Annotated in this window: 3 protein-coding genes; all 3 read left to right on the plus strand. The window is 69.6% G+C overall.

What is annotated here, in order from left to right; all coding sequences use genetic code 11:
• The coding region (locus tag A5697_RS00915; protein ID WP_156673031.1) for a condensation domain-containing protein at positions 1–3,369 on the plus strand (3,369 nt) is incomplete at its 5' end.
• Complete coding sequence (locus tag A5697_RS00920; RefSeq protein WP_068007161.1) at positions 3,366–11,012, plus strand: non-ribosomal peptide synthetase; 7,647 nt, start codon at positions 3,366–3,368, stop codon at positions 11,010–11,012. The genes A5697_RS00915 and A5697_RS00920, both read left to right, overlap by 4 nt.
• 416 nt (positions 11,013–11,428) lie before the next feature.
• Positions 11,429–13,017, plus strand: a 1,589-nt coding sequence (locus tag A5697_RS00925) for a condensation domain-containing protein (protein ID WP_156673033.1), incomplete at its 3' end; no start/stop codon positions are given.

Raw genomic sequence — 13,017 nt, forward strand, 5'->3', positions numbered from 1 at the left:
CTGGCCTACGGGTATGTGGGCCGGTCGGGGTTGTCGGCGACGCGGTTCGTCGCGTGCCCGTTCGGCGGGGCCGGCGCACGCATGTATCGCACCGGCGACCTGGTGCGCTGGGGCGCCGACGGCCAGCTGCAGTACATGGGCCGCGCCGACGAGCAGGTCAAGATCCGCGGCTACCGCATCGAGCTCGGCGAGGTGCATGCGGCGCTGGCGGCGCTCGACGGGGTCAACGAGGCGGCGGTGATCGCCCGCGAGGACCGCCCGGGCGACAAGCGCCTGGTCGGCTACGTGACCGGAACCGCCGACCCGGCCGAGATCCGCAACCAGCTCGGCGAGCGGCTGCCGACCTACATGGTGCCCACCGCGGTCGTGGTGCTCGAGGCGCTGCCGCTGACGGTCAACGGCAAACTCGACACCCGCGCCCTACCGGCGCCCGAATACTCCGATGCCGATCACTACCGCGCGCCGAGCAACGCCGTCGAGGAGATCCTGGCCGGCATCTACGCCCAGGTCTTGGGTGTGGACCGCGTCGGGGTCGACGACTCGTTCTTCGACCTCGGCGGTGACAGCATCCTGTCCATGCAGGTCGTCGCCCGCGCCAGGGCGGCCGGTGTGGTGTGCCGCCCACGCGACATCTTCGTCGAGCAGACGGTGTCCCGGCTGGCCCGGGTGGCCGGGCTGGCCACCGACGACGATGTCATCGACGAGGGCATCGGCGAAGTCATCGCCACCCCGATCATGCGCTGGCTGGAGAGCGTCGACGGTCCGGTCGAGCAGTTCAACCAGACCATGGTGGTGCAGGCCCCGGCCGGCGTGACCGAAACCGACGTGGTGCTGGTGCTACAGGCTTTGCTGGACCGGCATGCCATGTTGCGGCTGCGGGTCGACGACGACGGTGCGGGGGACTGGTCGCTGCGGGTGCCCGAGGTCGGCGTGGTGGATGCCGCCGGGTGTGTGCACGCCGTGGAGACGTTGTCCGATGCGGCGCTGTCGGCGGCGGTCGCGCAGCTGAACCCGGCCAGCGGCGCGATGCTCCGCGCGGTGTGGGTGCCCTCGACGGGCCAGCTGGCGTTGATCATTCACCACCTGGCCGTTGACGGCGTGTCGTGGCGAATCCTGTTGGAAGACTTGAACATTGCCTGGGCTCAGCACCACAGCGGCCAGCCGGTGGCGCTGCCGACCGGCGGGATGTCGTTCGCCCGGTGGTCGTCGCTGCTGGCGGAGCACGCGCGCCGGCCGGAGGTCGTCGAGCAGGCGGAAGCCTGGCGGCAGATCGCGTCGACGCCGGCGCCGTTGCCGGCGGTGCGGCCCGACATCGACACCTTCGTCAGCGCGGGCCAGCTCTCGGTCTCGCTCGACAGCGACACCACCCGGTTGTTGCTGGGCGAGGTGCCCGCGGCATTCCACGCCGGCGTTCAGGACATCCTGTTGATCGCGTTCGGGCTGGCGTGGGCGCAGTTCGTCGGCACCGGCACGCCGATCGGCATCGACGTCGAGGGCCACGGCCGCCACGAGGAACTGGGCCCGCACGTCGACCTGTCCCGCACGGTGGGCTGGTTCACCACCAAGTACCCGGTCGCGCTGACCGTCGGCGGCCTGTCCTGGGGACAGGTCGTCGCCGGCGAGGCCGAGCTGGGGGCACTGGTCAAGGACGCCAAGGAACAGCTGCGCGCCCTGCCGGACACGCTGACCTACGGACTGCTGCGCTACCTGAACCCCGACGTCGACATGGACGGGTCGGACCCGGTGATCGGGTTCAACTACCTCGGGCGGCTGGGCGGCGCGGGCGACCTGTCCAGCGAGCTGTGGCGCCTCGACCAGGACAGCCTCGCGGCGGCCGGCGCGGCGACCGCGGTGCCGATGCCGTTGCCGCACACCGTCGAACTCAACGCCGGCACCCTGGACACCGCGGCCGGTCCGCTGCTGCAGGCCAACTGGACCTGGGCGCGCTCGGCGCTCGACGAAGGCCAGGTCGGCCGGCTGAGCGAATTGTGGTTCGACGCCCTGAGCGGCATCTGCAGCCTCGTCCGCAGCGGCGGGGGCGGCCTGACGCCGTCGGACCTCGCTCCGGCGCGGCTGACTCAGCGGGACATCGACGAGCTCTGCCAGCGCTACCCGGTCGCCGACGTGCTGCCGTTGACCCCGCTGCAGCAGGGACTCCTCTTCCACACCGGCAGCGAGCACGGCAGCGACGACCTGTACGCCGTGCAGCTCGACATCAGCGTGAGCGGCGCCCTCGATCCGCACCGGCTGCGCGACGCCGTGCACACGATGGTCAAGCGGCATCCCAACGTGGTGGCGCACTTCGTCGAGGACTTCGGCGAGCCCGTGCAGGTCCTCTCGGCCGAGCCCGCGCTGTCGTGGCATTACGTCGAACTCGACGCCGAGGACGTCGAACCCGAGGAGCAGATCCAGCAGGTCTGCGCCGCCGAACGCGCCGCGGTGTGCGACCTGTCTGAGCGTCCGCCGTTCCGGGCCGCGCTGATCCGCACCGCCGACAACCGGCACCGGTTCGTGCTGACCAACCACCACATCGTGCTCGACGGCTGGTCGAAGCCGATCCTGTTGCAGGAGATCTTCGCCGCCTACTACGGCGTGCAGCTGCCCGCTCCGGTGCCGTACCGCAAGTTCGTCGCCTGGCTGGCCGCGCAGGACCGCGGCGCCGCCCAGGCGGCGTGGCGCCGGGTGCTGGCCGGCTTCGACACGCCGACCCTGGTGGGTCCGCCCGGCCGGGTCAGCCTCGGGCCGCGCGGCGTGTCCTCCTTCCAGGTGTCGGCGGAGACCACGCGCGCGCTAGGCGAACTGGCCCGCTCTTGCCGCACCACCGTCAGCACCGTGCTGCAGGCCGCGTGGGCGCAGCTGCTGATGTGGCTGACCGGTCAGCACGATGTGACCTTCGGCACCGCGGTGTCCGGGCGGCCGACCGACCTGGCCGGCGCCGACCAGATGGTCGGGCTGCTGATCAACACGGTGCCGGTGCGGGCGACGATCGGCGCCGAAACCACGATCGCCGACCTGCTCAACCAGCTACAAGGCGCCTACAACGACACGCTCGAGCACCAGCATCTGGCGCTCAACGAGATCCACCGTGTAACGGGACACGACCAATTATTCGACACCATGTTCGTGTACGAGAACTATCCGATCGACACCGCCGCGTTGTCGGCCGTCGACGAGCTGGCTATTAGCGGTTTTACAAATCGGGAATACAACCACTACCCGCTGTCGGTCCAAGCCGTGCCGGGTCACGAATTGGGTCTTCGCGTCGAATTCGATACAGAAGTCTTCGACCAGGGCAGAATCGAGAGGTTGGTTGAGCGGTTCAGGCGCGTGCTGGAAGCCATGACCGCAGATGTGGAGGAGCAATCATGACCGTCGGTGCAGGGCGGCGATTGTTGTCGATCGACTTGCTGGATGGCGGAGAGCACGACCGCCTCGACGAGTGGGGTAACCGGGCGGTGTTGACCGCGCCGGCGACGGGGGCTGTCTCGATTCCGGCGTTGTTCGACAAGCAGGTCGCGCGCGTACCGGCGGCTCCCGCGCTCACGTTCGAGGGCCGCACGCTCACGTATCAGGAGCTCGACGAGGCCGCGAACCGGCTGGCCCACCTGCTCGCCGACCATGGCGCGCGTCCGGGTGCGTGCGTGGCGCTGCTCCTGCCGCGGTCCGCCGAGGCGATCGTGTCGATCCTGGCGGTCCTCAAGACCGGCGCGGCCTACCTGCCGATCGACCCCGCGGTCCCGGCGGCGCGGATGGAGTTCATGCTCGGCGACGCGGCTCCGGTCGCGGCGGTCACGACGGCGGAGTTGCGGGCCCGGCTGGACGGGTTCGACTTGCTGGTCGTCGACGTGGACGATCCCGCGGTGGCCGAACAGCCCAGCTCGCGGCTGCAGGGTCCGGCACCCGAGGACATCGCGTACATGATCTACACCTCGGGCACGACCGGAACCCCCAAGGGCGTCGCGGTCACCCACCAGAACGTCACCCAGCTGCTGAAGTCGCTGCCCGCCGACCTGCCGCAGTCGGGCGTCTGGTCGCAGTGGCACTCGCTGGTTTTCGACGTGTCGGTGTGGGAGATCTGGGGCCCGCTGTTGCACGGCGGGCGCCTGGTGGTGGTGCCCGAGTCGGTGGCCGGCTCCCCGGACGAACTGCATTCGCTGCTGGTCGCGGAGAAGGTCACGGTGCTGTGCCAGACCCCGTCGGCGGTCGGCATGCTGTCGCCCGACGGGCTGGACAAGACCGCGTTGATCGTGGCGGGCGAGGCCTGCCCGGCCGAGGTCGTGGACCGGTGGGCGCCGGGCCGCGTGATGATCAACGCGTACGGGCCGACCGAAGGCACGGTGTACGCATCGATGAGCGCGCCGCTGAGCGCCGAGTCCGGGGCGCCGACGATCGGCTCGCCCGTGCCGGGCGCCGCGCTGTTCGTGCTCGACAAGTGGCTGCGTCCGGCGCCGGAGGGCGTCGTCGGCGAGCTCTACATCGCCGGCCGCGGTGTGGCCTCCGGCTACCTGCGCCGGTCGGGTCTGACGTCCTCACGGTTTGTGGCGTGCCCGTTCGGGGCGCCGGGGACGCGGATGTACCGCACCGGCGACCTGGTGCGCTGGGGCGTCGACGGCCAGCTGCAGTACCTCGGCCGCGCCGACGAACAGGTCAAGATCCGCGGCTACCGCATCGAGCTCGGCGAAATCCAGACCGCCCTCGCGGGGCTGGACGGCGTCGACCAGGCGGCGGTGATCGCCCGCGAGGACCGCCCCGGCGACAAGCGCCTGGTCGGTTACATCACCGGGACCGCAGACCCGGCCGAGATCCGCACCCAGCTCGGCGAGCGGCTGCCCAGCTACATGGTGCCCGCCGCCGTCGTGGTGCTGGACGCGCTGCCGCTGACGGTCAACGGCAAACTCGACAAGCGGGCCCTGCCGGCGCCCGAGTACCAGAAGACCAACGGCGAATACCGCGCGCCGACGACGGCCGTCGAAGAGACGCTGGCCGCCATCTACGCCCAAGTGCTCGGGCTGGAGCGGGTCGGCGTCGACGACTCGTTCTTCGACCTCGGCGGCGACAGCATCCTGTCGATGCAGGTGGTGGCGCGCGCCCGCGCGGCCGGCGTGGTGTGCCGCCCGCGTGACGTCTTCGTCGAGCAGACGGTGGCCCGGCTGGCCCGCGTGGCCGGCGTGGCCTCCGACGACGACGTCGTCGACGAGGGCATCGGCCCGGTGGTCGGCACCCCGATCATGCGCTGGCTGCAGCAGGTCGACGGCCCGACCGACCAGTTCAACCAGACCATGGTGGTGCAGGCCCCGGCCGGCGTCACCGGCGATGACGTGCGGGTGGTGCTGCAATCGCTGCTGGACCGGCACGCCACGCTGCGGATGCGCGTCGACGACGACGGCGCAGGCGGCTGGGCGATGCAGGTTCCCGAGGTCGGCGCGGTCGATGCCGGCGCCTGCATGGACACGGTCGACGCGCTGTCCGACGCGACGCTGGTGGCGGCGCGTTCGCAGCTGAACCCCGCCGCGGGGACCATGCTGCGCGCCGTGTGGGCGGAATCCACGGCCCAGTTGGCGTTGATCATTCACCACCTCGCCGTTGACGGCGTGTCGTGGCGAATCCTGTTGGAAGACTTGAACATCGCCTGGGCCCAGCACCACAGCGGCCAGCCGGTGGCACTGCCTACCGGCGGGACGTCGTTCGCCCGGTGGACCGCCATGCTGGAGGAGCACGCCCAGCGGCCCGAGGTGATCGAGCAGGCCGAGGCGTGGCGGCAGGTCGCGGCGACGCCCGCGCTGTTGCCGGCGGTGCGCCCCGACGTGGACACCTACGAGACGGCCAAGCAGCTCTCGGTGTCGCTGGATGTCGAGACCACCCGGCAGCTGCTGGGCGAGGTGCCCGCGGCGTTCCACGCCGGCGTGCAGGACATCCTGTTGATCGCGTTCGGGTTGGCCTGGGCGCGGTTCGTCGGCACCGGCGCCCCGATCGGCATCGACGTGGAGGGCCACGGCCGCCACGAGGAACTGGGCTCGCACGTCGACCTGTCCCGCACGGTGGGCTGGTTCACCACCAAGTACCCCATCGCGCTGACCGTCGGCGAATTGGACTGGGCGCAGGTGATGGCCGGCGACCCCGCGCTCGGGGTGCTGGTCAAGAAGGCCAAGGAGCAACTGCGTGCGCTCCCGGACCCGCTGACCTACGGGTTGCTGCGGTACATGAACACTGAGGTGGACCTGGACGGGTCGGACCCGGTGATCGGTTTCAACTACCTCGGACGACTGGGCGCGGCGGCGGATCTGCCCGGCGAGATGTGGCGGATCAGCCAGGACAGCCTGTCGTTCACCGGCGCCGCCAGCGCGGCGCTGCCCATGCCGTTGATGCACACCGTCGACCTCAACGCCGGGACCATGGACACCGAGGCAGGCCCGCACCTGCAGGCCAACTGGACGTGGGCGCCCTCGGCGCTGGACCACGAGCAGGTCAGCCGGTTGAGCCAGCTGTGGTTCGAGGCCCTGGCCGGCATCTGCGCGCACGTGCGCAGCGGCGGCGGCGGTCTGACCCCGTCGGACATCGCCCCCGCTCGCCTGACCCAGCAGCAGCTCGACGACCTGTGCCAGCAATACGCGGTCGCCGACGTCTTGCCGCTGACCCCGTTGCAGCAGGGGCTGCTCTTCCACGCCAGCTTCGCCCACGACCCGGGCGATGACGTCTACGCGGTGCAGCTCGGCATCACCGTCACCGGTGACCTCGACCCGCACCGGTTGCGCGAGGCCGTCCACACCGTCGTCAACCGGCACCCCAACCTGGCGGCCCGCTTCTGCCCACAGTTCGGCGAGCCGGTGCAGGTCCTGCCGGCCGACCCCGTGATGGCGTGGCGGTACATCCAGCTCGGCGCGGAAGACCTGGACCCCGAGGAGAAGATCGAGCAGCTCTGCGCCGCCGAGCGCGCCGCGGTCAGCGACCTCGCCAACCGGCCGGCCTTCCGGGCCGCGTTGATCCGCACCGCCGACAACCGGCACCGGTTCGTGCTCACCAACCATCACATCGTGATGGATGGCTGGTCGCTGCCGATCATGCTGCGCGAGATCCTCACCAGCTACTACGGGGAGCGGTTGCCCGCGCCCGCGTCCTACCGCAGCTACCTGACCTGGCTCGCGTCCCAGGACCGCACGGCCGCCCGCGCGGCGTGGGGCGAGGTCCTGGCCGGCTTCGACGTCCCGACCCTGGTCGGTCCGCCGGCCCGGTTGGGCCTCGGCCGGCGAGGCGTCGAGTCGTATCGGCTGCCCGCGGAGACCACGCGCGCGCTGGGCGAGCTGGCCCGCTCGTGCCACACCACGATCAACACCGTGCTGCAGAGCGCCTGGGCGCAGCTGCTGATGTGGCTGACCGGCCAGCACGACGTGGCCTTCGGCACCGCGGTCTCCGGTCGTCCGGCCGATCTGGCGGGCGCCGAGTCGATGGTCGGCTTGTTGATCAACACCGTGCCGGTGCGGGCCAACATCACCGCGGCGACCACCGTGTCCGAACTGCTGCAGCAGCTGCAGCGGGCCCACAACGACACGATCGAGCACGAGCACCTGGCGCTCAACGAGATCCACCGCGTCACCGGTCACGACCAGCTGTTCGACACGCTGTTCCTGTACGAGAACTACCCGATCGACACCAGCGTGCCGTTGGGCTTCCACGAGCTGGCGATCACCGACGTCACCAACCGCGAATACAACCACTACCCGCTGTCGGTCATGGCGCTTCCCGGCCGCGAACTGGGCCTGCGCGTCGAGTTCGACACCAGCGTGTTCGACACGGCCGCGATCGAATCGATGATCGAGCGGTTCCAGCGGGTGCTGGGGGCGATGACCGCAGACTCGAGCCAGCGGCTGTCGTCGATGGACGTGCTGGACGTCGGCGAGCGCGCCCGCCTCGACGAGTGGGGCAACCGGGCGGTGCTGACCGCGCCGGTGGGTGCGACCGCGTCCATCCCGGCGTTGTTCGCCAAGCAGGTGGCCCGTGTTCCGGAGGCCCCGGCGCTGACGTTCGAGGACCGCACGCTGACCTATCGGGAACTCGACGAGGCCGCGAACCGGCTGGCCCACCTGCTCGCCGAGCACGGCGCGCGCCCGGGCGAAAACGTGGCGCTGCTGTTCTCCCGGTCGGTCGAGGCGATCGTGTCGATCCTGGCGGTGCTGAAGACCGGAGCGGCTTACCTGCCGATCGACCCGGCCGTCCCGGCGTCGCGGATCGAGTTCGTGCTTGCCGACGCCACGCCGGTCGCCGTGGTCACGACGGCCGAATTGCGGTCACGGGTGGACGGCTCCGACCTGTTGGTCATCGATGTCAACGACGCGCCGGCCGACAGCCAGCCCGCCACGGCGTTGCCGGGGCCGTCAGCGGACGACATCGCGTACCTGATCTACACGTCCGGCACCACGGGTGTCCCGAAGGGCGTGGCGGTCACCCACCACAACGCCACCCAGCTGCTGGAGAAGCTGCACGCCGACCTGCCCGACCCGGGCGTGTGGGCGCAGTGGCACTCACTCGTCTTCGACGTGTCGGTGCACGAGATCTTCGGTGCGCTCCTGCACGGCGGCCGGCTGGTCGTGGTGCCCGAGGCCGTGGCCGGTTCGCCGAAGGACCTGCATGAGTTGCTGGTCGCGGAGAACGTCACCGTGCTCAGCCAGACCCCGTCGGCGGTGGGCATGCTTTCGCCCGAGGGCCTGGAATCGACCGCCCTCGTGGTGGCCGGCGAGGCCTGCCCGCCCGAGGTGGTGGACCGGTGGGCGCCGGGCCGGGTGATGATCAACGCCTACGGCCCGACCGAAGGCACGGTGTACGCGGCGATGAGCGCGCCGCTGAGTGCCGACACGGGAGCGCCGATCGGTTCCCCGGTTCCGGGGGCGGCGCTGTTCGTTCTGGACAAGTGGCTGCGGCCGGCGCCCGAGGGCGTCGTCGGCGAGCTGTACATCGCCGGTCGCGGTGTGGCCTGCGGCTATGCGCGTCGCTCGGGTCTGACGGCCTCGCGGTTCGTGGCGTGCCCGTTCGGGGCGCCCGGTGCGCGCATGTACCGTACCGGCGACCTGGTGCGGTGGGGCGCCGACGGGCAGCTGCAATACCTGGGCCGCGTCGACGAGCAGGTCAAGATCCGCGGCTACCGCATCGAGCTCGGCGAAATCCAGGCGGCCCTGGCCGGTCTGGACGGGGTCGAGCAGGCGGCGGTGATCGCCCGCGAAGACCGCCCCGGCGACAAGCGGCTGGTCGGTTACATCACCGGGTCCGCGGATCCGGCAGAGGTCCGGGCCCAGTTGGGCGAGCGGTTGCCGGCTTACATGGTGCCGGTCGCGGTGGTGGTGCTTGACGCGCTGCCGTTGACCGTCAACGGCAAGCTCGACAAGCCGGCCCTGCCCGCCCCGGAGTACCAGAAGGCCGGCGGTGAGTATCGGGCCCCTGCCACCCCCATCGAAGAGACCTTGGCCGAGATCTACGCCGGAGTCCTTGGACTGCAGCGGGTTTCGGTCGAAGACTCCTTCTTCGACCTCGGGGGCGATTCGCTTTCGGCGATGCGGGTGATCGCCGAGATCAACACGGCCCTCGACTCGAACCTCTCGGTGCGCACCCTGTTCGAGGCGCCGTCGGTGCGACGTCTCGGCCAGCGGGCGGAACACGATGCCAGCGGTGTGGCCGACGCCGAGGCCGGCGGTCCCAGCTTCGCGTCCGTGCACGGTCGTGACGCCACCCAGGTCTTTGCCAGCGATCTGACACTGGACAAGTTCATCGATGCCACGACGTTGAGCAACGCGCCGTCGCTGCCGGGCCCGAGCTCGGAGGTGCGCACGGTCCTGTTGACCGGTGCGACGGGCTTCCTGGGTCGGTACCTGGCGCTGCAGTGGCTCGAGCAGCTGGAGCTGGTGGACGGCAAGCTGATCTGCCTGGTGCGCGCCGGCTCGAACGAGGAGGCGTGGCAGCGGCTGGAGAAGACGTTCGACAGCGGCGACCCGCAGTTGTTGCAGTATTTCCAGGGGTTGGCCGCCGACCACTTGGAGGTCATCGCCGGTGACAAGGGCGCGACGGATCTGGGCCTCGACGAGGAGACCTGGCAGCGCCTCGCCGACACCGTCGACCTGATCGTCGACTCGGCGGCCCTGGTCAACGGCGTGCTCCCGTACAGCGAGCTGTTCGGCCCCAACGTGGCGGGCACCGCCGAGCTGATCCGGGTGGCCCTGACCACCAGGCTGAAGCCATACGCGTATGTGTCGACCTCCGATGTGGGCCGTCAGATCGACCCGGCGGTGTTCACCGAGGACGCCGACATCCGGGCCATCAGCCCGATCCGCAAGGTCGACGGCAGCTACGCCAACGGTTACGGCAACAGCAAGTGGGCCGGTGAGGTGTTGCTGCGCGAGGCGCACGACCTGTGCGGGTTGCCGGTCTCGGTGTTCCGATCCGACATGATCCTGTCCGACACCAGCTACGCCGGCCAGTTCAACCTGTCGGACATGTTCACCCGGATGGTGTTGAGCCTGGTGGCGACCGGTATCGCGCCGCGCTCGTTCTACCAGTTGGACGCCGAGGGCAACCGGCAACGCGCGCACTTCGATGCGCTGCCGGTGGAGTTCGTCGCCGAGGCGGTCACCACGCTGGGCACCCAGGTGGTGGAAGGGTTCGAGACGTATCACGTGATGAACCCCCACGACGACGGCATCGGCATCGACGAGTACGTCGACTGGCTGATCGAGGCCGGCTATCCGATCGAGCGGATCGATGACTTCTCCGAGTGGCTCCAGCGGTTCGAGGCCGCGCTGCGTGACCTGCCGGAGCGGCAGCGCAAGCACTCGGTGCTACAGATGTTGCAGGTGCCGGGGTACAACCAGCTGCAGGCGCCGGAGCCGGCCAGCGGGTCCTTCGCCCCGACCGACCGTTTCCGCGCCGCGGTGCAGGAAGCCAAGATCGGCGCCGACAACGACATCCCGCACATCTCGCCGCAGGTCATCGTCAAATACGTCACCGACCTGCAGCTGCTCGGTCTGCTCTAGCTCACCTCCTCGGTTCGGGACGGTCCCACGCGGGCCGTCCCGAACTGTGCACCCGGCTTAGCGACCAGAAACATCCTTCTCGTATCTTTTGACAGCCTTTACGGGAGTGTCTGCTAGGTAGCTGGGACTTTTTCAAAACTACTAGCGCACATTCGCGTCCTCGATTAACCTTTCGGACTGTTGCACCCATGTTGACTAAGTTGGTGGAGAAACTGTGTATGTCGCCCGTTGGTGACGACAACCGCAGCTCCGGCTTTTTGGTCGATACCGGGAAGCAACGGGCGGTGGTCCGACACGGACCGCGCTCAGTGCTTGCGCTACATCAAGCGAAACCGAACGGGTATTGCGGAGGGTTCGGTCGAGCGGCTGCGGTCAACCGGGGGTTTGAAGGGTGAACCCTATGGTTGGGAAGTTGGATGGAGCTTGGTGAGCAAGCACTTCCGCTTACGCGCGGCCAACTAGACATATGGCTTGCGCAGGAGACGGGCCACTCCGGAACTGAGTGGCAGATCGGCCTCTTCGTCACGATCGACGGTAGGGTCCAACGTGACGCGCTGAAGTGGGCGATCCGCCAAGCCGTGGAAGAGGCCGAGCCGGCCAGGGCCTCTTTTCTGGAGGCCGACGGCCAGGTCTACCAGCGGGCGATCGACTACCCGGACGTCGAACTGGCCTTTCATGACTTGACCGGCTCGCAGGACGCCATCCAAGAAGCCCGCCGGATAGCGTTGTCGATCCAGCGAACGCCCATGCCGTTCACGGGTCCGCTGTTCCGATTCGCCCTCTTTCAGACGCGCGCCGACCGGTTTCACCTGTTCGCGTGCTGCCATCACATCGTCGTCGACGGAACCGGTGTCGCCCTCGTCGGTCACCGCATCGCCTCCATCTACTCGGCCATCGTCTCCGCCGCACCTGTCCCTCCGGCCGTCTTCGGCTCACTGCGGGACCTGGTTGACTGCGAGGCCAAGTACGAAGCGTCCGGCGATTACCGCACCGACGAGGCCTACTGGGCTCGAAACCTTCCGGCGGACTCCGAAGTCCCGCTTTGCGCACCGCGCGCCGCGGGCGAGCGCGATCCGTGGCCGTCCGCCCCGGTCGCGCTGGAGGCCGGCGTCCTTCGCCGGGTCGACAGGCTGGCCCAGGTGTGGGGGGTGTCCCAGACATCCGTGATCACGGCCGCGTGCGCGCTGCTGGTGCGCGGGTGGAGCGGGAACGCCGCGGAGGTGGTCCTCGACTTCCCCGTCAACAGGCGGGTGCGCCCGGAGTCGAAAACCCTGCCCGGCATGGTTGCCGGGGTGGTCCCGCTGGTACTGCGGGTCGCGCCCCAACTCACGGTCGCCGAGTTCTGCCAACACGTCGACACCCGGATTCGGGAAGCCGTTGAGCACCAACGGTTTCCGGTGCAGGCGCTGGAGCGCAAAGCCCGTGGTGCGGCAGGACCGGCCGAGCGGGTGAGCGTCAACTTCATCCCCTCGGCCTTCACCCTGCCCTTTGGCGGTGTCACCGCGTCGGCTTCGTACACCAACTCCGGCCAGGCAACTGGCTTCGGGTTGATCTTCTCCACGGACGGGGACCGGCTTTTCCTCAGCACGGCGGGCGCGTGGGCGCCATTCTCCGGCCTCGACGCCTCCGATCTGGCGCGACGTTTGGAGCGGGTGTTGGTGGCGTTGACCGCGGATACGACGCGGCGATTGCTGTCCATCGACGTGCTCGAAGAATCCGAGCGCGCCCGGCTGGCCGGCTGGGGCAACTGGACGGCCACCGAGCGGAGCGGGACATTCGGGCGGTCGATTCCGGAGTTGTTCGCCGAGCAGGAGCGCCGGGCGCCGGCCGCGGTCGCGATCAGTTGTGCGGGGCGGTCGTGGTCGTACCGACAGGTGGATGAGGCCTCGAATCGGTTGGCGCACTGGCTTGTCGGGCACGGCGCGGGCCCAGGGACGTGTGTGGGGCTGTTGGTGGAGCGGTCGGGGGAGGCGGTGATTGCGCTGCTGGGGGTGATGAAGGAGGG

It is taken from the genome of Mycobacterium sp. E3251 (assembly GCF_001666835.1).
GTDB lineage: Bacteria > Actinomycetota > Actinomycetes > Mycobacteriales > Mycobacteriaceae > Mycobacterium.

Bases quoted from the DNA above. Each gene is read 5' to 3' on its own strand.
- A5697_RS00920 (WP_068007161.1), top strand. From the start codon at position 3,366: ATGACCGTCGGTGCAGGGCGGCGATTGTTGTCGATCGACTTGCTGGAT.